Source organism: Marinobacter similis (assembly GCF_000830985.1).
In the GTDB taxonomy this organism is placed as follows: Bacteria; Pseudomonadota; Gammaproteobacteria; order Pseudomonadales; family Oleiphilaceae; genus Marinobacter; species Marinobacter similis.
Genome location: NZ_CP007151.1, coordinates 3,511,647 through 3,534,801, shown reverse-complemented (window position 1 = coordinate 3,534,801; position 23,155 = coordinate 3,511,647). Strand labels below are relative to the sequence as shown.

The following is a 23,155-nucleotide window of genomic DNA, read 5'->3' as shown; positions in this document are numbered from 1 at the left end:
CCTTGACAGCAAAGAACCAAACGGCCACATTCCCATCCCGATTCAACCGCACACACGCTCATGCATCTGTACATCGCCGAAAAACCAAGTCTAGGTCGCGCCATCGCTGCCGCCCTGCCCGGTCCACACCAGAAAGGCCAGGGCTGGATCCGTTGTGGCAATGGCGAAACCGCCGCTACCGTCAGCTGGTGCATAGGCCACTTGCTGGAGCCCGCGGAACCTGCCCGCTACAACCCGGCCTGGAAGAAGTGGCGCCAGGAAGACCTGCCCATGTTCCCGGACAAATGGGAGGTCATGCCCAAAGACAGCGTACGCCAGCAATTAAAGGTGCTTGAGTCTCTTATCCGGCAGGCCACAACGATTGTTCACGCGGGCGACCCGGACCGGGAAGGTCAGCTGCTGGTAGACGAGGTCATTCGGTACGTTGGCACCGAGGCGCCGGTCCAACGGGTACTGATCAATGACCTGACGCCCGCGGCCGTAGCCAGGGCCGTCCAGGCGCCCAAAGACAACCGCGAGTTCCGTCGGCTCTCGCATTCTGCCCTGGCCCGGCAACGCGCGGACTGGCTGTACGGCATCAACCTGACCCGTTTTTACACCCTGAGTTACCAGCGTCCTGGCGAGCAAGGCGTATATTCCGTCGGACGAGTTCAAACACCGGTATTGGGGCTGGTGGTTGAGCGTGACAACACGATTGAGAATTTCGAACCAAAACCCTATTTCCGCATCGAAGCCCAGTTCGCGGCTCAGGAAGACGAGGCCGACCAGAGCCCTTTCACGGCCCGCTGGCTGCCCGACGAACAATTCCAGGAGCACCTCGACGAAGAAAACCGGCTACTGGACCGAGCCACGGCCGATCAAATTGCCGCCGATGTACAAGGCCGCCCCGGCACCATCACTGAGTCACGATTCCGGGATCGCCCCGAAGCACCGCCGCTTCCCCTGTCACTCTCGGCCCTGCAAATCGAAGCCGGCCGGCTGTTTCGCATGGGCGCTAAAGAGGTGCTCGACACCGCGCAGAATCTTTACGAACGCCATCAGCTGATCACCTATCCCCGGTCAGACTGTCGCTACCTTCCCGAGGGCCATTTCGGGCAGAGGGAACAGGTTGTTCGCGCAATTTCGAGAGTAGCTCCGGATTTAGTAGAAGCATGCCAGCAAGCCGATACCGAGCGCCGCACGGCAGCCTGGAACGACAAGCAGGTTGATGCCCACCACGCCATAATCCCAACCAGCCGGCCATCGCCGAACGGGACGCTGACCGCTGCCGAGCAAAAACTTTATGGACTGATCAGTCGCTACTACTTGATGCAGTTCTCCGCCGACGCGGTACATCGGGAAGGGAAACTCACGGTTCGAGTCACCAACCACCAGTTCAGGGCCACCGAAACTGCGATTCTGGTCCCGGGCTGGAAAACTCTGGAACTGAAGCTTCGCGAAGGCCGCAACGAGCCATCAAAGGCACCTCTGCCACGCCTGGACAAAGGTGAGCCCGTGCTGTGCGACGATACCACCATCGCAGAGCGTAAAACCCAGCCGCCACAGCACTTCACCGACGCCACACTACTGTCGGCGATGACCAACATTGCCCGCTTCGTGACCGACCCGCACCTGCGGAAAACCTTGAGGGAAACAGACGGCCTGGGCACCGAAGCGACCCGTGCCGCCATCATCGACACCCTGTTCAAGCGGGATTACCTGTACCGCGACAGCCGCCATATTCGCGCCACCGATAAAGCCAAGGCATTGATAACCGCCCTGCCGGAGTCAGTCAGCAAACCGGACCGGACCGCAGTTTGGGAAGCCACCCTGGAGAGCATTCGTCGTGGCGAAGGCGATCCACGGGAATTTCTCGACACCCTGAAGCAGGAAGTCCGGGGCTTCATCGATCGTCCTCAGGGCGCACCTAAGGTTGATCCAGCCTCGGATGGAGCCGAACCGGCGCAGGATGGCCAGGTACATTGCCCAAAATGCCGGGCGCCGATGACCGAAAGGGATGGCAAGTTCGGTCGCTTCTTCGCCTGCACACGCTATCCCCAGTGCCGGGGCACCCGCCCTCTCGAGGATGCGGCGCCGGAGGACGGCACCGGGCAGAAACCCATCCCCTGTCCCCACTGCTTTTCCCCACTGGTCCGCAGGAACGGGAAAAAAGGCTGGTTCTGGGGCTGCAGTAATTTCCCCGCCTGCCGACAAACAGTCAATGACGACAACGGAAAGCCCGCACTCCACTTACGCAACTCTACATAACGATACTGAACGAACGGCCAGTTTTTGTGATAATCGATTGATATAAACCGGTAATCTGTCCCATGCCCAGGTGTTAGGCACGGTCACAACCGCAAAAACCCATGGAGAGGTCTGATGCGCATTGCTCTGCTTGAAGATGAATACGAACAGGCGCAGCACGTCCAGTCGATGCTGTCAGAGCGTGGTCACCACTGCGACACTTTTCCAACGGGCCAGGCGTTTCTCAGCGCCGTTCTTCATCGCAGCTATGATTTGCTGATCCTCGACTGGCAGATACCGGACATGACCGGCATCGACGTACTCGAAAGCGTCAGAGCGCAGCTCAACTGGGTGGTTCCGGTGGTATTCCTGACCCAACGTGACAGCGAAGCCGATGTTGTGCGCGCACTGGATGCCGGCGCCGATGACTACCTGGCCAAGCCTGCCCGGGCGGCAGAATTGGTGGCACGCATTAACGCCCTCGCTCGCCGCAGCAATCCGGACAGCGAAAAAGAAGTTCTGAAGTACGGCCCCTTCGAAGTGAACACCCAGCGCCGAACCATCACGCTGCATGGGGACGAACTCACCCTGACCGACAAAGATTTTGACCTGACCCTGTTCCTGTTCCAGAACCAGGGCCGCCTGCTGACCCGGGAAATGCTTCTGGAGCGCGTTTGGGGCCTGGCACGGGAAATCAACACCCGCACCGTCGACACCCATATGAGTCGGCTGCGGCGTCGCCTTGGGCTGAATCCGGAAAACGGCTTCCGGATCAAAACCATTTATCAGCGCGGCTACCGGCTTGAATCCATGCAGCACCCCCAAGTGGACAGCAGCTCCGACATCCGTGAGACCGACCGGGCTGCGAATGCGTAGAGCTGGAACACTAAGAACTCTTCTGGCGCTGGCGATCTCGGCCATTCTCTGGACAGCAACGACTGCCCAGGCCGAGCTGTCCATAACCCAAGGCTCGGGTGTTCCGTCTGCTCAGGCGCCTTCAGCGACGGCGCAGGAATGGCTCTACACGTTGCGCCCGGGCGAAAATTACCATCAGGTTGCCAAGGAACTGCTGGCTCGTGGCTACAGTGCATCGCGCCTGCTGCAATTCAACAATATCGAAGAAGATGCCCTTGTCGCCGAGGGCGACAGCATCCGAATTCCCCTGCACTGGCTCAAGCGCCAACCCGATGCAGCGCGGGTAACCACGGTCTCCGGCTCGGTGCAGCTAATCTCCCGGGCAAATGGCCGGAAAACCCCACTTACCCCCAACACCCTGATTCGGGCTGGTGATGAAATTGTCTCCAGCTCGGGCTCCGCGACCGTCAACCTGGCGGACGGATCGGAAGTCCGGCTGGCGCCCGATTCCCGATTGATCTTCAACCGGCTCACCCAATACGGCAAATCCGGAATGGTGGACACCAGCTGCGCCTGAATAAGGGGGAGGTTCACACCCGTGTCAAACCGGTGATTGAGGGCGGTGCCCGATTCGAAATTGAAACACCGTCTGCCGTTGCCGCAGTTCGGGGCACCGCCTTCGCCCTACAAACGTCGGCAACCGGCAGCAGCCTTCAGGTTACCGAAGGCGTGGTTGATTTTGGTGCCCCCGGGAAAACCCGTCGGATTCCGGCCGGCTACAGCGCCACGGTTTCTACCCAGCCAAGTGGCGGCCTCACCATTCGCCGCCTGCCACCGGCACCCGACGTGAAGCCACTGCCAGCCACCCTGACCCAATTACCTGCCACATTGAAATGGGCACCCAGCCCGGCGACACAGCACCGGCTGGATATTTTTGAATCCGGGAGCGGACGCTGGGTGGAAAGCCGCGAGCTTGACGGCAGGCAATTCGACATCAGCATGTTGGACAACGGCGCCTACGAGATTCACCTGGCGGCACTGACCACACGTGGCACCACCGGCCTGCCTGCCGTTGTACCGGTAAAAGTGGATCTGCAGGCGAAGGCCGCGAGCCTGGTTGCGCCTGAAGAGGGCAGCTTGGCAGACGATGATATGCCCGAATTCAGCTGGCGCCTGAATGGCCAGAACGAAGTTGCACGGGTTGAAGTCGCCGAGGACGAAAGCTTCAACGATCTGGTAACTTCCAGTGAGTGGGCACCGGAAACCTCAGCGCTGCCCCTGCGCCCGCTTAGCCCGGGTCAGTATTACTGGCGTGTTGTGACTGAGGCAGGTGGCACCTCGGTGGCCACGAGCAAAACCAGGAAAGTGGTCGTGAATGGCAGCCTGCCGCCAGTGCGCATCATCAGTATCAACTACGTTGACAACCAGGTGCGGGTGTTCTGGGAAAAGGTCCGGACCGCTCAGGAATATCACCTTCAGCTCTCGGAAGAACCCGAATTCCAGAACATAATCAAGGAGGCAACGCTGCCTGAGACGACAGCAGCCTTGCGTCTGATTCCCGGAAGACGGTATTTTGTGCGGCTGAAAGCTCTTTCAGATGCCCCCCTGACCAGTCGCTGGGCCCCGGGAGGGAACTCTACCTGGAATAATCCATTGATCGACCGATACAGCAGGACGCATGAACCGGGATTGGCTGCCAATAAACACGACCCCCTGGACCATGGGCCTGCTGCTGACCCTGCTGATCCTGCTTATCCAGCATCGGCGCTGCCTGATCGCCTCAACCTCTGGCTTTACGATATAGCCACCACCTCCCTGCCAGCCAAGCCGTCCGATGATGTTGCCATCGTCGCCATTGATGAACTCAGTCTGAACCGCATCGGCCGATGGCCCTGGCAACGCAGTGTCCATGCAGAAGTCATCCGAAAACTGCACGCCGCCGGCGCCGACACCATTGTTTTCGACATTCTGTTTCCGGAGCCGTCGCCAGACGATGCGGCACTGGCCCGAGCCATGGCTGATCATGCAATGTCGTTTTACCGGTCTACTTATCGCCGCCTGCGTCCAACTATCTGCTGAGCGAACAGTTGCCCACGGCAAAACTGGCCTCTGCTGCCGCTGCCCTTGGCCATGCCCACGTGGAACTGGACACCGATGGTGTTGCCCGAGGTCTTTATCTGTACAACGGCCTGGGGCGCCATTTATGGCCCAGCCTTTCCGCGGCCGCCACCAAAACCGCCAAACGAGAGGTCCGCTCCCACGGGGCGGCGCCCTTCGTCAATGTCCGAGATGGTTATCATGCTGTGCCGCTGGCCGGTGGTGCCGGAACCTTGCCTACGCACTCCTATGTTCGAGTATTGAACGAGCCAACCAATCCCGAGCTGTTCGATGGTAAAACGGTATTTGTAGGCGCAACCGCAGCAGGTTTTGGCGATATCCTGCCGACTCCCTTTTCAGGACTGAGCCGGCCAATGTCCGGTGTGGAATTCCACGCCAATGCGTACTCCGCACTCGGCCAGGAGTTGATGATAAAACCCACGCCCCGCTGGGTTGGCCCGGGCCTTGCGCTGGCGACCATCCTTCTGCTGGCAATCACGCTGCCGAGAATGCGGCCTACCCGCACGCTGTTGGCGTGTCTGTTTACCCTGGCTGCCGTGGTAGCGTTATTCCTGCTTGGCCTGTTCACCGCTCGGGTCTGGCTGCCGGTGGCTAATGCGCTGCTGATTCCCCTGATGGCGTTTCCGGTATCAAGTGGTTTCCGCCTGGCCATGACCAACCGGTTTCTCAATCGACAACTGGACGTACTCGCCCGTACACCCCACGTTTCCGTTCCGGACCCGGCCCGCAGGCACCCGGCTCAGCTTCTGGAGCACCTGCAGGCCCTGCTTCAGCCCCGTGGCTGGCTCCTGAGCGAGGACCAATTTATTCTCTCCGCTAAAGAGCTCTCAGAGCAGGATATTCCTCAGCAACTGAGCCAGCCAATGGCATCACGACACCAACCGCAGCTGGGTACAGCTGATGCGCGGCAAAACCGCCTACACTCTGGGCCTGATTCTTCCCAACGACCTGAGCCGGGACGCTATACAGCGCTATCTGCGGCGCCTGCATGTGGAATTCGCCCAGGACGCCAAGAAGACGGAACGCCCGCGGGAGAATATTTCCGCGCGAATTCAACGGGTACGCATCGCCACGGAACGGCTCAATCACATGCAGCAGTTTATTCGCCACAGCTTTGAGCGCATGCCCGACGGCATCATTGTGACCGATGAGCTGGGGGTTATCCGGTTTGCCAACGGTCATATTGAAGAATGGTTCCGGGAACCCATGCCCAGCCTCGGCGGATTGCCGCTGGCCCGGCTTCTGGAGGGCCACGATCCCCGGGAAACGCCACCCTGGCATGAGACCGTATCTGAGACTCTGACACTGCAACAGAGCCGGACAGTGGACCTGCACATCCACAACAAAGACTTCCTGATTCACTTTGCGCCGTTTGCCCTGCCAGACAGCGACCAGCACGGTATCATCGCGAACATCTCCGATATTTCCGAGCTTCGCGAGCAACAACGACAGCACCGCGAAGCCATCGACTTCATTTCCCACGATGTCCGCTCGCCACTGGTCTCCCAACTGGCCCTCATCGAGCAGCTTAAACGCGACCCCAGCCCTATCGACCAGCAACAGTTGGATCAGCTCGGCAGATTGGCCCGACGCAGTTACCACCTGGCTGAGGAGTTCGTACAGCTTGCCCGCGCCGAACAACTGACGGAGACCCGCTTTTACGAGTGCGAAATCTTGGCAATCGTGGAGAATGCCCGGGACAGCGTCAGTGAACAGGCGGCCGAAAAAGGCATTCACTTCCACCTTCAGGGTACTGAGGATCTTTGGCTAAGAGGCAATGCGGAGTTGCTTGAGAGAGCGGTCATCAACCTGCTGACCAACGCAGTCCAGTACAGCCCGGCAGGATCGGCGATCGACATTCAGGTATTCCGTGCCGGCCACCTGGCCTGCCTGACGATTGGTGATGAAGGCAGTGGGATAGACGCCGAAGAACTTCCCCACCTCTTCGACCGTTATCGCCGTCAGAAACGCAGTGAACTTGCCGGCGTGCACGGCACCGGGCTTGGTTTGTCATTCGTGAAGACAGTGGTTGAAAAGCACAGAGGACAAATTGCAGTAGCCTCGGAACCCGGGGAAGGATCGACTTTCACACTGAGGCTTCCAATAGCCGACCCTCTGGCCTGAGACAGCGTCGCTTCAGGCAGACGGGTAAATCGCGGTTAAGACTGTACAGATTTGCTAACAACGTCTGAGGGCTCACTAATGAGACCGCTGGTGTCCTGAACCTGAATGGTAAAGTACCAGATACCATTATCGAGCCCACTGATTGCGTAAGACATCTCAGCCTGGGCCTGGGCATTGGTCACCACCACTTCTTCGGTCAGGTTCTCGTCATCCTGACCATAGCGGATCACATACCGGTCCAGCTCCCCCATCGGAATGCTTTCGCCGTTGACGCGAGTCAGGGGCGCATTCCAGCTCAACACCGCCGTGCGCGGGCCTGAGACACCCCCACCGACACTGCCGGCTCCTGTGACTGACGAAGAACCTGAGCCGCTAGAGCCGGAAGATCCGCCACCACAACCTGTTAAAAGAGCTCCCATCAAAAACGCGGCGATCCATGCCGTTGACATTTTGCTGACGCGTTTCATGCGTATACCCACCATTATTCCGTCGATTTTGTAAAATTGTATAAAACGAGGCCGATATTAAATGTGACAAACGTCGTTTTCCTAATTACAAATCGGTCAATTTTTCGACAGGAATAGGTAATAAAAAGCCCCATGACACTGTTTCTTAGGCAATTTTTTGCCCAAAATGACATGCGGCTACGTGGTATTACTTACAAAAAAGACAGAAAACAGGCGTAAAAATACGTCAGATTCAACAAGGATTCTGGAGGAAGCTGGGTCGTGGCGTCAGAATAGCGTCAATATTTCCGACATTAAACGACACTAAACTCGTCAAAGTGTCGGCGAATAATGAGCGGATTAGCAAGATGAAACATGCGAACAAGCCGACTAAACCATTCGACCTTTCTTGAGCACAAAAAAAAGACGGATCAGAAAACTGATCCGTCTTTCAAAGATGGTAGCGGGGGCAGGATTCGAACCTACGACCTTCGGGTTATGAGCCCGACGAGCTACCAGACTGCTCCACCCCGCATCAAACTGGTTGTTTACCGGGGCAACCCCGATCAACGTGCGCGTATAATAGGGAGCTAACGGCGCCCTGTCAATCACTATTTTCAAACAAATCAGTTGGAAAGGACAGGTCTTCGGTACCCACGCGCTCAGTCGTACTGGGCGGCTGCCAAAGACCAACCGCATCAATAGCTTCACGAACGGGGCGGAAGGAACTACGATGTTCAGGAGTCGCGCCCAGGCGATTCAGTGCCTCCAGATGTACGGGCGTCGGGTAGCCCTTGTGCTTGGCCAGCCCATAACCCGGGTACGTTTGCTCCAGCACCTCCATTTCCCGATCCCGCGCCACCTTGGCCAGGATCGATGCGGCACTGATTGCCTCAACCCGGCTATCGCCCTTCACTACCGGTTCGGAGGGCCAGCGCCAATTAGGGCACCGGTTGCCGTCCACCAGCACATACTCCGGCTCAACTCCCAGCCCCTCAACGGCACGCTCCATGGCGACCATGGTGGCCTGATAGATATTCAACTGATCAATCTCATAAGCCTCGCATCGGCCTATGCACCAGGCCTCAGCCTTGGTCATGATCTCATCGTAAAGTGCGTTGCGCTTTTTTTCCGTCAGTTTCTTGGAATCGGCAAGCCCTGCAATGGGCCGGTCAGGGTGCAGGATGACCGCCGCAGTGACGACTGCACCAATCAATGGCCCGCGCCCGACTTCATCCACACCCGCCAGCAGGGAGCCTCGATAGGAACATTCAAACGGCGGCAGCTCGACACGCGCCATGATTAACCTCGTTTCCTTTCCAGCAATTCTGAGACTGCCTGCGCCGCCTTTTCATCCGCATCCTGTCTGAGCGTGTGATGCAACTCGGTAAAGGCATCGACCAGTCGCTGACGCTCGCTCTCATTTTCCAGACGTTCGAGTACAGCCGCGCCCAGGGATTCAGGGCTTGCGTCAGCCTGCAACAACTCAGGAACCAATGCCTTCTTGGCCAGCAAGTTCGGTAACGCCACATGGGGGATTTTCACTAACCGGGACAGCAATGCGTAGCTGAAATCACTCAGCCGATAGCCAACCACCATAGGCTTTTTCAGCAGCATTGCTTCCAAAGTGGCAGTACCGGAGGCTAACAGCACCACATCGGACGCTGCCATCACCTCCCGTGAACGACCTCGGACAATGGTCACCTGAAGTTTCACCTCCAGGGCGTCTACCAGGTCCCGCACCTGCCGCTCCCGATCCCGATTGACACAAGGAATCACCAATTGCAGATCCGGCCGCTTTTCCTGGATCCAACGCGCGGCTTCAAGGAACAGGTACCCAGGCGCTCAACCTCACCAGCCCGGCTTCCGGGCAGCACCGCCAGCAGCGGCGCCTGGTCGTCCAGACCCAGTTCCTGACGCGCCCTTCCGGTTTCCGGGACCATCGGTATCCGATCAGCCAACGGGTGACCGACAAACGCCACAGGCACCTGATGCTCTTCATAGAATCGAGCTTCAAACGGAAACAGTGTCAGCATCAGGTTAACGGACTTGGCTATCTTAAAGATGCGCTTCTGGCGCCACGCCCAGACCGATGGACTGACATAATGAACCGATGGGATGCCCGCATCACGGCAACGGCGTTCGATAGCAAGGGTAAAGTCCGGAGAATCGATTCCGATCACCACATCCGGCGGCGTAGTGAAGAAGTACTCCAGCAAGCGAGCCCGAATCTGGAACAGCTCTCGGATGCGGCCCAGCACTTCAACCAGCCCCATCACCGAAAGCCGCTCCATGGGCACCAGCGAATGAAAGCCCTCGGCGATCATGTCGTCGCCGCCAATGCCGACAAAACGGGCCTTGGGATAGCGAGCGCGAAGAGAGCGGATTAAACCGGCACCCAGAATATCACCGGAAGCCTCACCGGCAATGATTCCGAACGTAATGGCGCGGTCGCTGACAACCGCGCTCTGCTTAGGATGGTCCGTCACCAGCAGGCTCCCGCCAGATTAGCGGATGATGCCGCGGTGCGCTCCACGAAGGGAGTCAATGAGGGGGCGTATTTCAGGAATATCCGAATAGGCGTTGGTCAACTCTTCCACCGCCTGCTCGGTCGTGAGCCCCTGGCGATAGATCACCTTGTAAGCTCGACGCAGCGTCAGCAGGACTTCCTTGCTGAACCCACGGCGTTTCAGACCTTCTACGTTCATGCCATGGGGCTCGGCGGACTGGCCACTGGCCATCACGTAAGCAGGAATATCCTTGAGCACAATGCTGCCGCCGGCCGCCATACTGTGGGGGCCAATCTGACAGAACTGGTGCACCATGGTGCCACCGCCCAGAATGGCGAAATCACCCACGTTCACGTGACCCGCCAGGGTCGCGCAGTTGGCCAGAATAGCGTTATCACCCACCACACAGTCGTGAGCAACGTGCACATAGGCCATCAGAAGATTACCGCTGCCAATCCGGGTTTCACCACGATCCTGGATCGTGCCCCGGTGGATTGTGCAGTTCTCGCGAATGACGTTGTTATCACCGATCGTCAGCGTCGTCGGTTCACCCGCGTACTTCTTGTCCTGGCATTCCTCTCCAATACTGGAGAACTGGAAAATCCGGTTGTTGCGACCGATCACTGTCGGCCCCTTCACAACCACATGGGACAGAATCTCGGTACCTTCCCCGATCTCAACGCCGGGCCCAATGTAGCTCCACGGGCCAACGGTCACGTTGTCCGCGAGTTTGGCTGATGGGTCTACAATCGCTTGAGGATGAACACCCGACCAGTCACTTGTCGCCATCAAACTTCTCTCTCAGCGGTCAGAATCTCTGCCACGCACACGACGTCACCGTCGACCAATGCCCGACATTCGAATTTGTAGATGCCACGCTTGCCGGATATCAGCTCTGACTCCATGCAGAGTTGGTCTCCCGGCAACACAGGCCGCTTGAAGCGTGCCTTGCTGGATCCAGCTAGGTATTGTACCACGCCGTCAGCGGGTTTCCGTCCCACGGTCACAAATCCGAGAATGCCAGAAAGCTGCGCCATGGCCTCGATGATCAGCACACCCGGCATGATCGGATTATTGGGGAAGTGGCCCTGAAAGAATGGCTCGTTGACTGAGACGTTCTTATAACCCTTAATTGATTTCCCTTTCTCCACTTCGGTCACCCGGTCCACTAGCAGGAACGGATAGCGATGCGGCAGGTATTCCAGAATTTCGTCAATTCCCATCATCTTGCTTGGCCTCAGCCTTTGATTTCTTTTCCAGGTCTCTAATTCGTCGCGCCAGATCATCCAGCTGCCGGAATCGAACGGCATTCTTGCGCCACTGCCGGTTGGTATCCGCACTGGTGCCCGAGGAATATACGCCAGATTCCCGGATATCGCCGGTCACCAGGGTCATTCCGGTCAGATGCACCTGGTCTGCGATCTCAAGGTGGCCGGCAACGCCGGAGGCGCCGCCAAACACACAGTGGCGACCAATGCGCGTACTGCCGGCGATACCGACCATGGCAGCCATGGCACTGTGATCACCAATTTGCACGTTGTGCGCGATCTGAATCAGGTTATCGAGCTTCACGCCGTCTCCGATCAGAGTATCGTCAAGCGCACCGCGGTCGATGGTAGTGTTTGCACCCACTTCCACATCATCACCCAACACCACACGGCCTAGCTGGGCAATTCGTTGCCAGACGCCTTTCTCGTTGGCAAATCCAAACCCATCCGATCCGATCACAGCGCCGCTCAAAATGTGGCAACGTTGCCCCAGAACCACATCGTGAGCCAGAGTCACGCGCGGCCGGATTACTGTGCCAGCACCAATTTGAGCTCGCGCACCAATGACCGAGCCGGCGCCGATCACAACCTGCTCGCCAACTACAACGCCGGCCTCGATCACCACGTTGGGGCCAATCGACGCGGTGTCCGCCACACGGGCATCCGGGTCCACTACGGCCGCCGGGTGAATGCCTGGCTGGGCAACGGGCTCTGGATCAAACCAGTGGCTCAGACGAGCGTAGCCCAGATAGGGATTATCGAGTAACAGTACATTGGTTTCAGAGTCGCCGGCGGCTGCCGGAGACATGATCACAGCCGACGCCTGGGTATTCGCCAGGTACTTGGCATAGGACGGGTTCGCCAGAAAACTGATCTGACCCGGTATCGCTGCCTGCAGCGTGGCGAGTCCGGTCACCTCAAGGTCTGGATCACCCTTGAGTTCGGCGCCCAACGCCGTGGCGATTTCGCCGAGCCGGAAGGACTTCTTTGTCATCACTCGCTCCCTAAAAACAGTCCGGGGATACCCGCTTGGAAGTTAACGGTTCAGCTTCTCAAGTAGCTGCGGGGTGAGATTCATCTCCGGCTTCACATAAACCACCGCTTCGCTGGGCAGGATAATGTCGAGATCGTTCTCTTCAAGCAACTCTTCCACAGCGAGATCGACTTCCGGGCGGGCTTGCTCAAGGAACGCTTGTTTACGCTGAGCGACGGCACTATCAAGACGCTGCTTCAGGAAGTTGAATTCCTTTACCTTTTCCTGAAATTCGCCTGTCAGCTTGCTGCGCTCACTTTCGTTCATCATGGCGCCGTCTTTTTCCAGACGCTCTTTGAGCTTGCGAGCTTCTTCCTGCACTTCACGTACTTTGGCTTCGTCAGCGGCAAAGTCCTTCTGCAGTGACTCACTGAAACTCTTCGCATCGTTTGACGAGAACAGTGCCTGGCGCAGGTCAACGACGCCGATGCGGGTCTCGGCCATAGCCGGGAACGACAGCACCATCAGGGCCGCTGCAATCATCATGAAAATTCGGAACATTGGGTTTCTCCTACGTTTAATCCGTTGTTTTTATGCTGCTCATTCGTCAGAAGGTCTGGCCCAGCGAGAACTGGAAGACTGAGTTTCATCGCCATCTTTATCATTCAGAGGCTTCGCAAGACTGAAAGCCAGCGGGCCGACGGCGGTAATCCACTGGAAACCGACACCGGCGGACAACCGCACTTCTTCAAGCTCGGGCTCGAAATCACGGTCAGTATCAAACACCTGACCCGCATCCACGAAGAACGCTGTCCGCATCGAGCGACTGTCACCAGCAAACGGTGTCGGGAAAATCAATTCAAGGCTACCCTCGGTCAGCACATTACCACCGAACGGATCTGGGTCAGACAGGTCGTTGGGACTGTTGGTGGCCCGCGGCCCCAGGGAGTTGGCCTCGTAACCCCGGACGGAACCATAACCGCCAGCGTAGAAATGCTCGTAGAACGGCATCTGGGTGCGATCGCCATAGCCATCGCCATAGCCGATGTCTGACCGGGCGCGGAAAATCCAGTTACCGGAATCGGTGATCGGCTGATAAAAATCAGTCTTGTGACTCACCTTGTAGAACGTCAGATCGCTGCCCGGAACCGCCACATCGAGTGACACCGAATGGCTGTAGCCGTCAGTTGGCAGGACACCCCGGTTCAGGGTGCTTCGGCGCCAGCTACCAAACAGGAAGTAGTTATTAAAGGAGTCGCCTTCCTCCTCGATGAAATCGTTCACTTCCTGGGACGTGAAGGTACCAGCCTTGATGTTGGACTGGGTGTAGCCCAGACCAAAGTTCAGACGGGTAATGCTGTCCGTGGGATAACCGAAGGTGACGCGGCCACCGTATTCATCCAGCAGGTACGAGGAAATGTCCTCGTCTTCGTAGTCGGTCTCGCGGGCGAACAGACTGAAGCCACGGCTTACACCGTCCACTGTGTAGTACGGATTCAGATAGGACACGTTGGCACTTTTCACTGAGTCACTGACGTTGACACCAAACGAGACTCGCTTGCCGGTACCGAAGAAGTTGTTCTCAGAGACGTTGGCACCAAGGATAACCCCCGAATCCTGGGAGAAACCAACAGACGCGGACAGGCTGCCCGTGGGCTGTTCTTCAACACTGTAGTTCACATCCACCAAATCGTCGGTGCCGGGAACCGGAACGGTTTCAACTTCCACCGTCTTGAAAAAGCCCAAGCGTTCGAGCTTGGTCTTGGAATATTCAATTCGATCAGAGGAAGCTATGCCCCCTTCCATCTGCGTCATCTCCTGGCGCAGGACATCGTCCCGTGTGGAGACGTTGCCATCGAATTTCACCCGGCGAACGTAAGCACGCTTTCCGGGCTCAACAAAGAAGGTAACCGCTGCAGTATTGTCTTCGCCCGGCTCGGGCACAGCATTAACGTTGGCAAAGGCATAACCCTCACGACCCAGCCGGAAAGCCAACGCCTCGGAGATCGCGGTCATGCGGGCACGGGAGAAGACATCGCCCTCTTCCACCGGAATCAGCTTACGCAATTCCTCTTCGCCGACGATCAGATCGCCGCGCAGGTTGATTTCCGAGATGGTGTACTGGGGCCCCTCATTGAGCGCGATGGCAATGAATACCTGCTGTTTATCCGGAGAGATGGAAACCTGGCTCGATTCCACGTTGAAATCCAGGTAGCCGCGATCCAGATAGAAGGATCGCAGCGACTCAAGGTCACCACTCAGGCGTTCACGGGCATACTTATCGGAGTTGGTAAGAGAGTTCCACCAGGTACTGGTCTGGAGTTCGAACAGCCCGAGTAACTCCTCGTCCTTGAACTCCTCGTTACCCACGATATTGATGTGGTGGATGGCAGCTACGGTGCCCTCGTTGATCTCCAGGCGAATAGCAACACGGTTGCGCGGCTGATCTTCTGCGGTCGCCTTGACCCGCGCATTGTAGCGCCCCTGGGCGATATAGGAACGGAGGATTTCCAGCTCCAGACGCTCCAGTGTCGCTCGGCGGAACACCTGACCTTCCTGCAATCCGGCGCCCGAAAGCGCATCCATCAGCATTTCAGTCTCGATGTTCTTGTTACCCTCAATCTCAATCGAACTGATGGAGGGACGTTCCCGAACCGTCAGGATCAGAACGCCAGCATCGCGACTGGCCTCAATATCAGTGAAGAGACCGGTCCGGAACAGGGATTTGATGGCATCGGCCAGCTCGGAGGGATCGACCTGCTCACCAATGTTGACTGGGAAGGATGAAAATACCGTACCGGCAGATACCCTTTGCAGGCCCTCAACCTCAATATCCGCAACCGTAAATTCGTCTGCCGTGGCTGTATTTATGCCAGTCGCGGCTACAGCGAGGCCAATGGCTACACCTAGAAGAGAACGTCTCATTCAAATATTTCGCCTGGTTAATGCGCGTAAAGAGCTCGCAATTCTCACAACCGCATCAGGTCGTTGTAAAGAGCAAACACCATTAATGTAAGAATCAATGCCATACCAATTCGTAACCCGAGTGCCTGCGCCTGGTCAGAAAGCGGCCTGCCCCGGATAGCTTCGATGGTGTAATAAACGATATGCCCACCATCGAGAATGGGCACTGGCAACAAATTAAGAACACCAAGACTGATACTGAGATAGGCCAAGAACCGGACGAAATCTTCAAAGCCCGAGCTGACGCTGGCTTCAGCAACCCGGGCAATGGTGATCGGCCCACTCAGATTGGTCGGGGACAGCAATCCGGTCACCATTTTCTTGATGGCGACGAGGGTCAACCGTGTGTCTGCCCAGGTCTCGTTTACGGCGTGGGGAATCGCAGCGAGCGGGCCATAACTGACTTCCCGCAGTGCTTCCTCTGGCCAGGACACGGGCTGAACACCAGCCCCGACAAACCCGATGGTCTCACTACCCTCAACGGTTTTTGCTTTCGGTGTTACCTGAATCGCGCGTTCGGCACCGTCGCGCAGAATGGTCAGAGTCAGGGTCTGTTCCGGCGCTTGCTGAATAAAGTCCACCAGGTCAAACCAGTTGGCCACCGGCTCACCCTCTACGGCCAACACCTGATCGCCAGTTTGCAAGCCCGCCTGCTGGGCACGGCCGCCTTCTGAGATCTGTCCAAGTACCGGGGGGATGTCAGGTCGCCAGGGTGTAATCCCGAATTCAGCCAGGGGGTTCGGAGATTGCTCGCTCAGGCGCCAACCACCCAGCTCACCTGCAATGGTTCCTCGCGCGCCGTTGTCGGTGACCTCCATGGCAATGTCGCCACGCTCACCCGCTCGCTCCAGCAGGCGCATGTTCACATCGCGCCAGGACGAAACCCGATGACCATCGACCGCGTGCAGCTCCATGCCTTCGCGAAGGCCCATCCGCTCTGCCACAGTATCCGGGGCGACGTCGCCCACAATGGGAGCGACAGAGGTGACCCCGACAATACCCAGCAACCAGTATGCGGCCAGAGCGAACAGGAAATTGGCCACGGGGCCAGCCGCGGCAATGGCAATGCGCTGGGAGGGGGATTTGGAGGTGAAGGCCTGGTCCTTCAGTTCTGCCGGAACCGGGCCTTCCCGCTCATCCAGCATCTTGACATAACCACCCAGGGGAATCGCCGCAACTGCGAACTCCGTGCCATGACGGTCATACCAGGAAAATAACGGCTTACCAAACCCCACCGAGAATCGGAGCACTTTGACGCCACAACGACGGGCAACCCAGAAATGGCCGTACTCGTGCAATGTGACGAGAATGCCCAGGGTCAGCGCGAGCGCCAAAATGGTTTCGATTATTTGCATAGCATTCCCGGTTAGTGGCTAAAACGCACAAGCACAATGTTCGAAATTTCAGACAGTTAACATTCCAATCTGTTCCCGGGCGTGCTCTCTCGCTTCTAAATCCTTAGCGAAAATCGCCTCAAAACTGTCTGCTGGCATCACCGTCGTGGCCGCCAGCGTCCGCTCTATGATAACGGGGATATCGGCAAAACACAGGTTACCGGCCAGAAAGGCTGCGACAGCTCCTCATTGGCGGCATTCAGCACCGCTGGCGCAGTACCGCCCTGGACAAATGCCTCGGCCGCCAACCTCAGGCAAGGGAAGCGTACCAGATCTGGACGCTCAAAATGGAACCGACCTATGGAAAACAGATCCAGAGGTGCAACCCCGGCGTCTATGCGCTCGGGCCAGGCCAGGCCATTGGCAATCGGAGTGCGCATGTCCGGGCTGCCCAATTGGGCCAACACCGATCCATCCACATACTCAACCATGGAGTGAATAATGCTCTCAGGATGGACGTGTACCTCAACCCGTTCGGGTGTGGTATTGAACAGCCAGCACGCTTCAATCAGCTCCAAACCCTTGTTCATAAGGGTGGCGGAATCCACTGAAATTTTCTGTCCCATCGACCAGTTCGGGTGAGCACAGGCCTGAGCCGGAGAAACCGATCTCAACGCGTCAGCGCTATGCTCCCGAAATGGACCGCCTGAGGCGGTCAACAGGATCCGAGCGACACCCGCGCCTTCGGGATCGCGAATCCGTTCCGAGGGCAGGCACTGGAAAATAGCGTTGTGCTCAGAGTCAATCGGTAGCAGCTCGGCGCCAGAGTCGGCAACCGCGTCCATGAACAGCTTACCGGACATCACCAGCGCTTCTTTGTTCGCCAACAGCACTCGCTTACCAGCCCGAACGGCCGACAATGTTGGCGGCAGGCCTGCTGCACCAACGATAGATGCCATGACCGTATCCGCTGTCGGGGCCGACGCCACCTCACAAAGTCCCTCGGTACCACTAAGAACGCGAATACCAGGCAAGTCAGCCAAAAGCTCAGTCAACAGCTTCGCAGCAGCCGGGTCAGCCATCACCGCCACCTCCGGCTGAAACTCACGACACAGCACCGCCAGCTCGCTCGCCCGAGTACCGGCTGTAAGCGCATAAATTGAAAAACGATCGGGATGGCGCCGGATCACGTCCAGCGTGCTCAAACCAATAGAACCGGTCGCTCCGAGTATCGTAAGGCGGCGCGTTTCCATGGTTACCACTGTCCGGCGGTGAGCCAGCCAAGTTGGGTGATGATTAAAGCAAACACGGGAATGGCTACTGTCAGGCTGTCGATGCGATCCATGATACCACCATGGCCGGGCAACAGCTGACTGCTGTCTTTAACACCGCGAAACCGTTTGAGCATGCTTTCCAGCAAATCACCCAACACCGACACCAACCCGGTCGCCAGGCTAGCGAGGATCAGGAATGCCGTTTCAGGAACACTGGCGGACACAATCAAACTGACCAGCAGAGCGAAGACACCCACGGCTACCAGTCCGCCCCAGACACCGGCCCAGGATTTACCCGGGCTGACTCGGGGCGCCAGCTTGGCATTACCAAAAGCGCGGCCAGCAAAGTAGGCACCAATATCGGCAACCCAGACCACACAGAATACGTAGAGGATCGCCCACAGGCTGTTGCTGATCGTTCCGAAGTCCAGCACGCCGGTGCGCAGGTGATTCAAACCTACCCAGGCCGGCAGTAGCACCAGTAAACCCATGATCGCGCGGACCGGCACACTGCCCCAACCGGCCGATCCGGCGGGATAGCTGCGAACCAACAGGAAACTGACAAACCACCAGGCCAGTGCCAACCACAGTACAGCGACGGCCGGTACGTTCAGCAGCCCATAAAGGATCGCGGCAATGACAGCGGCGTACGCCACTCGGCCGCCCTGCCCTTCAATCCCGGACAGATTAGCCCACTCCCAGGCCCCAAGCGTGATGATGGCGCCGGTGAACAGGGCAAAACCAAGAGGCGGCAAAAAGAAAATGCCACCAATAGCGATGGGAGCCAGGATCAATGCGGTAATAATTCGGGTTTTTAACACGGTGAACGTCGCTATGGTTTCGTTATTGTTGTGAGGCTTTGGCGGCTATCTGGTCATCGGTCTGGCCAAAACGGCGCTGACGACCAGCGTAAGCCTGTAGCGCCTTGCGCATCTCGTCGGCCTTGAAGTCAGGCCAGAACACAGGGGAAAAGTACAATTCGGTGTAGGCAAGATGCCAAAGCATGAAGTTACTGATGCGCTGCTCACCCGCAGTGCGGATCATCAGATCCGGCATCGGCAGGTCACCAATACTCAGGTGCTGCTGAATCAGGTCATCGGTGATATCGGACGGTTCAAGCTCACCCGCGCGCACCTTGACAGCAACCTTGCGGCTGGCCTCAGCAATGTCCCAGTGTCCGCCATAGTTGGCGGCAATAACCAGGGTCATGCGGGTGTTATGACGAGTGAGCTCTTCTGCCTCGTGCATGTGCTTCTGCAGCGCGGCACTAAAGGCTGAACGATCACCAATGATCCGCAACCGGATGTTGTTGCGGTGCAGTTTCTTAACCTCACGCTCAAGCGCAAACAGGAAAAGCTTCATCAGCGCCGACACTTCGTCTTTCGGGCGCCGCCAGTTCTCACTGGAAAACGCGAACAGGGTGAGCACCTCCACTCCTTCGCGCCCGCATGTCTCCACCACGGCCTTGACGGCATCCACGCCCGCCTTGTGCCCAGCGACACCTGTCAACCGATGCTCCTTCGCCCACCGGTTGTTACCATCCATGATAATTGCCACGTGCCGCGGCCGGCTCTCTGCCGACATCGGAATCTCTGCGGATACCGTTCCCGTCATGAAACCCTCTGCTCGACCGGGGGAGAAGTAGCCCCCGGATCATCATTCGCGTGCAAGAAGATCCTGGCGATCAAACCGCCATCAGATCCTCTTCCTTGGATTTCAGAGCCTTTTCGACTTCGGCGATATAGCGGTCTGTCAGCTTCTGGATCTCGTCCTCGCCTCTGCGCTCATCATCCTCAGTGATTTCCTTTTCCTTCAGCAACTCCTTGATGGTGCTGTTGGCATCGCGACGGGCGTTACGGATGGAAACCCGGCCGTGCTCGGCATCGGCCTTGGCCTGCTTGACCATTTCCTTACGGGTCTCTTCGGTCAGCATCGGCATGGGTACACGAATAACGTCGCCGCTGGTGGCCGGGTTAAGGCCCAGGTCAGAAGTCATGATGGCCTTTTCGATGGTCGGCACCAGGTTCTTCTCCCACGGAGTAACCGTGAGCGTACGGTTATCTTCGGTGTTAACGCTGGCTACCTGCTTCAGCGGTGTTGGCTGACCGTAGTAGCTCACCATGACGCTGTCCAGAATGGCCGGGTTCGCCCGACCAGTGCGAATTTTCTTGAAAGCCGAATGGAGCGACTCCAGGCTGTTCTGCATTTTCTTTTCGGCTTCTGCTTTGATGTCGTTAATCACTTCAGCATCCTCGATTCATTCGTCAAATCATGTGTTGCCGTGGCTTCAGGCCAATGGTCCCGAGGCCCGACTACTCGATCAGTGTACCTTCTTTCTCGCCGGTTACGATGCGCGTCAGAGCGCCCGCCCGGTTCATATCAAACACTCGCAGCGGAATGCCGTGATCCCTGGCCAGACAGATAGCGGTCAGATCCATGACACCCAACTTCTTGTCCAGCACTTCGTCGTAGGTCAGGCGATCGTACTTTTCGGCACTGCTGTCCAAGTAAGGGTCTGCGGAGTATACGCCATCAACCTTGGTCGCCTTGAGAACGGCGTCCGCCTCGATTTCAATACCACGCAGGCACGCCGCCGAATCGGTGGTGAAAAAAGGGTTACCGGTACCGGCACAGAAGATGACTACGTCACCGTCCTTCAGGTCCCGCACCGCGCGACGACGATCGTAATGCTCGACAATGCCGCTCATGGGGATCGCCGACATTACCCGGGTCCGAATATTAGACCGCTCCAGGGCGTCACGCATGGCCAGGCCATTCATCACCGTGGCCAGCATGCCCATGTGATCACCGGTAACCCGGTCCATGCCGGCTTCGTTCAATGCCGCACCCCGGAACAGGTTGCCGCCACCAACAACCAGGCCGACCTGCACACCAATACCAATCAGCGCCCCTATCTCAAGGGCCATACGATCAAGGACTTTGGGATCAATACCGAAATCGTGCTCCCCCATCAGGGCCTCGCCACTGAGCTTGAGCAGAACACGCTTGTATCTGGGCTGGGTTTTGGATGATGTCGGCATGAGGATCCCCTTTTCGTCTGTTGGCTGCGGTCCGGCGTAATACGCGTCGCAGGCTTGTATCTGACATACTCCTCATAAAAAGGGGTATCTCAGATACAAGCCCGCCACGAAAGCCAGGCAGACCTGACTAACGTGGCAGACTCAGATGGCACTGTGGTGTTAAACCAGTGCCGAAAGAAGGATCAGGCCTTGCTGGTGCCAGCTGCCGCAGCAACTTCAGCAGCGAAGTCCACTTCTTCTTTCTCGATGCCTTCGCCCACTTCCAGACGAACGAATTCGACCAGTTCGCCACCGGCGGACTTGATCAATTCACCAACAGTCTGATCCGGGTTCTTAACGAAAGGCTGCTCAACAAGGCTGTTTTCCTTGAGGAACTTCTTGATCCGGCCGCCCATCATCTTCTCGACGATTTCGGCAGGCTTGCCTTCCATGTCCGGCTGGGCCTTGATGACGTCTTTCTCTTTCTCAAGCTCTTCAGCAGGCATCTCTTCCGGCTTGCCAACACGCGGGTTAACAGCGGCAGCGTGCATTGCGATGTCACGAGCAGTTTCAGAATCGCCAGCGGTCAGGGCAACCACACAAGCAATCTTGTTGGTGCTATGAACGTAGCCACCGACAACCGGGCCTTCAACTTTAACCAGACGACGCACAGTGATGTTTTCGCCGATCTTCTGAACCAGCGCTTCGCGCTTGGCTTCCAGATCGCCTTCCATCAGCTTGGCAACGTCGGTTTCGCCATTTTCGAAAGCAACGGCCAGAACGTCGTTGGCGAAGTTCAGGAAGTTGTCGTCACGAGCAACAAAGTCGGTCTCGGAGTTTACTTCCAGAATGTAGGCGACGGTATTGTCGTCAGAAATCTTGACCAGAGATACGCCTTCAGCAGCAGTACGGCCAGCTTTCTTGGCGGCCTTCAGGCCTGAAGACTTACGCAGCTCTTCGATTGCCGCGTCGACACTGCCTTCAGCTTCTACCAGTGCTTTCTTGCACTCCATCATGCCAAGGCCAGTACGCTCACGCAGCTCTTTGACCATTGCAGCGGTAATTGCAGCCATGTTCAATCCTCTCAACTATTACGAATTCGGTGGGAAGTACGCCCGGAACAGGCCCGGGCGCACTTTTACATCTCAACGTGAAGCTAACGCTTATTCGGCGGCCGGGGCGGCGCCTTCAGCGTCTTCGCTAACTTCTACAAACTCGTCAGCGCCTGAACCTGCAGACTGCGATGCTTCCATGCAGGTGTCAGCAACGGCTTTCACGTAGATCTGGATCGCACGAATCGCATCGTCGTTGCCCGGGATCACGTAATCAACGCCGTCCGGATCGCTGTTGGTATCAACAACACCGATAACAGGAATGCCCAGCTTGTTGGCTTCCTTGATCGCGATACGCTCGTGATCCACGTCGATTACGAACATTGCGTCCGGCAGGCCGCCCATGTCCTTGATACCGCCAATGGAACGCTCGAGACGGTCCATTTCACGGGTACGATCAAGAGCTTCTTTCTTGGTCAGCTTGTCGAAAGTGCCGTCCTTGCTCTGGGCTTCCAGATCACGGTAGCGACGGATCGACTGACGGATCGTCTTGTAGTTGGTCAGCATGCCGCCGAGCCAGCGATGGTTAACGAACGGCTGGCCAGCGCGCTCTGCTTCTTCCTTGACGATCTTGGCCGCAGCACGCTTGGTGCCAACGAACAGGATCTTGTTCTTGTTCTCTGCCAGCTGCTGAATGAAGTTCAGCGCTTCATTCATGGCAGGAACAGTCTGCTCAAGGTTGATGATATGAATCTTGTTACGGGCGCCGAAGATGAACTTCGACATTTTCGGGTTCCAGTAGCGAGTCTGGTGACCGAAGTGAGCACCTGCCTTCAGCAGGTCACGCATATTTACCTGAGCCATGATAGTTACCTTATTTAGCTTCGGGTTAGACCTCCACGCGTCCGATTGCCCCAACCCGCCTTCATCTAACTGAAGGGAGGCACCCTGGGACAACGTGCCGACACGTGTGTGAATTTGCCGGATTTGT

The 23,155-nt window shown here is 57.3% G+C and carries 19 protein-coding genes, 1 tRNA gene and 3 pseudogenes; 6 read left to right on the top strand and 17 right to left on the bottom strand.

Annotation, left to right across the window (positions count from 1 at the left end; all coding sequences use genetic code 11):
• Window positions 1-60: 60 nt before the first annotated feature.
• The 6 genes from AU14_RS16290 to AU14_RS22220 all read left to right on the top strand — a co-directional run bounded on the left by AU14_RS16290 (window position 61) and on the right by AU14_RS22220 (window position 7,323).
• Entirely contained in the window at window positions 61-2,247 is a 2,187-nt protein-coding gene (locus AU14_RS16290; protein ID WP_041342545.1) for a DNA topoisomerase III, read from the top strand.
• A 114-nt stretch (window positions 2,248-2,361) separates the two neighbouring features.
• Complete coding sequence (locus tag AU14_RS16285) at window positions 2,362-3,102, top strand: response regulator transcription factor (RefSeq protein WP_041342542.1); 741 nt, start codon at window positions 2,362-2,364, stop codon at window positions 3,100-3,102.
• Window positions 3,095-3,658, top strand: coding sequence for a LysM peptidoglycan-binding domain-containing protein (locus tag AU14_RS22230; protein ID WP_236744165.1), 564 nt, complete (start codon window positions 3,095-3,097; stop codon window positions 3,656-3,658). The genes AU14_RS16285 and AU14_RS22230 overlap by 8 nt, the downstream gene beginning before the upstream one ends.
• A 32-nt stretch (window positions 3,659-3,690) precedes the next feature.
• Window positions 3,691-5,160: a CHASE2 domain-containing protein gene (locus AU14_RS22225; protein WP_269079070.1), complete on the top strand. Its 1,470-nt coding sequence runs from the start codon at window positions 3,691-3,693 to the stop codon at window positions 5,158-5,160.
• A gap of 8 nt (window positions 5,161-5,168) precedes the next feature.
• Window positions 5,169-6,317, top strand: coding sequence for a CHASE2 domain-containing protein (locus AU14_RS23035; protein WP_269079069.1), 1,149 nt, complete (start codon window positions 5,169-5,171; stop codon window positions 6,315-6,317).
• Complete coding sequence (locus AU14_RS22220; protein WP_330217993.1) at window positions 6,289-7,323, top strand: PAS domain-containing sensor histidine kinase; 1,035 nt, start codon at window positions 6,289-6,291, stop codon at window positions 7,321-7,323. Before AU14_RS23035 ends, AU14_RS22220 begins: the two co-directional genes overlap by 29 nt.
• 35 nt (window positions 7,324-7,358) lie before the next feature.
• On the opposite strand, the gene AU14_RS16270 is transcribed toward AU14_RS22220, so the two are convergent.
• The 17 genes and pseudogenes from AU14_RS16270 to rpsB form a co-directional block, all read right to left on the bottom strand.
• Complete coding sequence (locus AU14_RS16270) at window positions 7,359-7,622, bottom strand: fibronectin type III domain-containing protein (RefSeq protein WP_236744163.1); 264 nt, start codon at window positions 7,620-7,622, stop codon at window positions 7,359-7,361.
• Between the two features lie 605 nt (window positions 7,623-8,227).
• Window positions 8,228-8,304: transfer RNA gene (locus AU14_RS16265), tRNA-Met, on the bottom strand.
• Between the two features lie 69 nt (window positions 8,305-8,373).
• Window positions 8,374-9,069 (bottom strand): ribonuclease HII, encoded by a 696-nt coding sequence (rnhB, locus tag AU14_RS16260; protein WP_041342539.1) that lies wholly within the window; start codon window positions 9,067-9,069, stop codon window positions 8,374-8,376.
• A 2-nt stretch (window positions 9,070-9,071) separates the two neighbouring features.
• Window positions 9,072-10,258: pseudogene (lpxB, locus tag AU14_RS16255) on the bottom strand (lipid-A-disaccharide synthase).
• Between the two features lie 18 nt (window positions 10,259-10,276).
• Window positions 10,277-11,068 (bottom strand): acyl-ACP--UDP-N-acetylglucosamine O-acyltransferase, encoded by a 792-nt coding sequence (lpxA, locus tag AU14_RS16250; protein WP_041342536.1) that lies wholly within the window; start codon window positions 11,066-11,068, stop codon window positions 10,277-10,279.
• On the bottom strand, window positions 11,068-11,505 hold the full coding sequence (gene fabZ / locus AU14_RS16245) for a 3-hydroxyacyl-ACP dehydratase FabZ (RefSeq protein WP_041342533.1): 438 nt from the start codon (window positions 11,503-11,505) through the stop codon (window positions 11,068-11,070). Before fabZ ends, lpxA begins: the two co-directional genes overlap by 1 nt.
• Entirely contained in the window at window positions 11,492-12,541 is a 1,050-nt protein-coding gene (gene lpxD / locus AU14_RS16240) for a UDP-3-O-(3-hydroxymyristoyl)glucosamine N-acyltransferase (RefSeq protein ID WP_041342530.1), read from the bottom strand. Before lpxD ends, fabZ begins: the two co-directional genes overlap by 14 nt.
• 42 nt (window positions 12,542-12,583) lie before the next feature.
• Window positions 12,584-13,081 carry an OmpH family outer membrane protein gene (locus tag AU14_RS16235; RefSeq protein WP_041342527.1) on the bottom strand — a complete coding sequence of 166 codons (498 nt, stop codon included), beginning with the start codon at window positions 13,079-13,081 and terminating at the stop codon, window positions 12,584-12,586.
• A 46-nt stretch (window positions 13,082-13,127) separates the two neighbouring features.
• Window positions 13,128-15,445, bottom strand: a pseudogene (bamA, locus tag AU14_RS16230) (outer membrane protein assembly factor BamA).
• Window positions 15,446-15,489: 44 nt separating this feature from the next.
• Window positions 15,490-16,839 carry an RIP metalloprotease RseP gene (gene rseP / locus AU14_RS16225; RefSeq protein ID WP_041342524.1) on the bottom strand — a complete coding sequence of 450 codons (1,350 nt, stop codon included), beginning with the start codon at window positions 16,837-16,839 and terminating at the stop codon, window positions 15,490-15,492.
• 48 nt (window positions 16,840-16,887) lie between these two features.
• Window positions 16,888-18,071, bottom strand: a pseudogene (gene ispC, locus AU14_RS16220) (1-deoxy-D-xylulose-5-phosphate reductoisomerase).
• Window positions 18,072-18,073: 2 nt separating this feature from the next.
• Window positions 18,074-18,913, bottom strand: coding sequence for a phosphatidate cytidylyltransferase (locus tag AU14_RS16215; protein ID WP_041342521.1), 840 nt, complete (start codon window positions 18,911-18,913; stop codon window positions 18,074-18,076).
• Window positions 18,914-18,935: 22 nt separating this feature from the next.
• A complete protein-coding gene (gene uppS / locus AU14_RS16210; RefSeq protein WP_041342518.1) occupies window positions 18,936-19,706 on the bottom strand; it encodes a polyprenyl diphosphate synthase in 771 nt (256 codons plus the stop codon).
• A gap of 70 nt (window positions 19,707-19,776) precedes the next feature.
• Window positions 19,777-20,334, bottom strand: coding sequence for a ribosome recycling factor (gene frr / locus AU14_RS16205; protein ID WP_041342515.1), 558 nt, complete (start codon window positions 20,332-20,334; stop codon window positions 19,777-19,779).
• A 70-nt stretch (window positions 20,335-20,404) separates the two neighbouring features.
• Window positions 20,405-21,133 carry a UMP kinase gene (pyrH, locus tag AU14_RS16200; protein ID WP_041342512.1) on the bottom strand — a complete coding sequence of 243 codons (729 nt, stop codon included), beginning with the start codon at window positions 21,131-21,133 and terminating at the stop codon, window positions 20,405-20,407.
• A 182-nt stretch (window positions 21,134-21,315) separates the two neighbouring features.
• A complete protein-coding gene (tsf, locus tag AU14_RS16195) occupies window positions 21,316-22,185 on the bottom strand; it encodes a translation elongation factor Ts (RefSeq protein WP_041342509.1) in 870 nt (289 codons plus the stop codon).
• A gap of 90 nt (window positions 22,186-22,275) precedes the next feature.
• Window positions 22,276-23,028 (bottom strand): 30S ribosomal protein S2, encoded by a 753-nt coding sequence (gene rpsB, locus AU14_RS16190; RefSeq protein WP_041342506.1) that lies wholly within the window; start codon window positions 23,026-23,028, stop codon window positions 22,276-22,278.
• Between the last annotated feature and the right edge of the window lie 127 nt (window positions 23,029-23,155).

Coding starts and splice junctions, on each gene's coding strand:
- AU14_RS16290 (WP_041342545.1), top strand. CDS start 61: ATGCATCTGTACATCGCCGAAAAACCAAGTCTAGGTCGCGCCATCGCT.
- AU14_RS16285 (WP_041342542.1), top strand. CDS start 2,362: ATGCGCATTGCTCTGCTTGAAGATGAATACGAACAGGCGCAGCACGTC.
- AU14_RS22230 (WP_236744165.1), top strand. CDS start 3,095: ATGCGTAGAGCTGGAACACTAAGAACTCTTCTGGCGCTGGCGATCTCG.
- AU14_RS22220 (WP_330217993.1), top strand. CDS start 6,289: ATGCAGCAGTTTATTCGCCACAGCTTTGAGCGCATGCCCGACGGCATC.
- rnhB (WP_041342539.1), bottom strand. CDS start 9,069: ATGGCGCGTGTCGAGCTGCCGCCGTTTGAATGTTCCTATCGAGGCTCC.
- lpxA (WP_041342536.1), bottom strand. CDS start 11,068: ATGGCGACAAGTGACTGGTCGGGTGTTCATCCTCAAGCGATTGTAGAC.
- fabZ (WP_041342533.1), bottom strand. CDS start 11,505: ATGATGGGAATTGACGAAATTCTGGAATACCTGCCGCATCGCTATCCG.
- lpxD (WP_041342530.1), bottom strand. CDS start 12,541: ATGACAAAGAAGTCCTTCCGGCTCGGCGAAATCGCCACGGCGTTGGGC.
- AU14_RS16235 (WP_041342527.1), bottom strand. CDS start 13,081: ATGTTCCGAATTTTCATGATGATTGCAGCGGCCCTGATGGTGCTGTCG.
- rseP (WP_041342524.1), bottom strand. CDS start 16,839: ATGCAAATAATCGAAACCATTTTGGCGCTCGCGCTGACCCTGGGCATT.
- uppS (WP_041342518.1), bottom strand. CDS start 19,706: ATGACGGGAACGGTATCCGCAGAGATTCCGATGTCGGCAGAGAGCCGG.
- pyrH (WP_041342512.1), bottom strand. CDS start 21,133: ATGCCGACATCATCCAAAACCCAGCCCAGATACAAGCGTGTTCTGCTC.
- tsf (WP_041342509.1), bottom strand. CDS start 22,185: ATGGCTGCAATTACCGCTGCAATGGTCAAAGAGCTGCGTGAGCGTACT.
- rpsB (WP_041342506.1), bottom strand. CDS start 23,028: ATGGCTCAGGTAAATATGCGTGACCTGCTGAAGGCAGGTGCTCACTTC.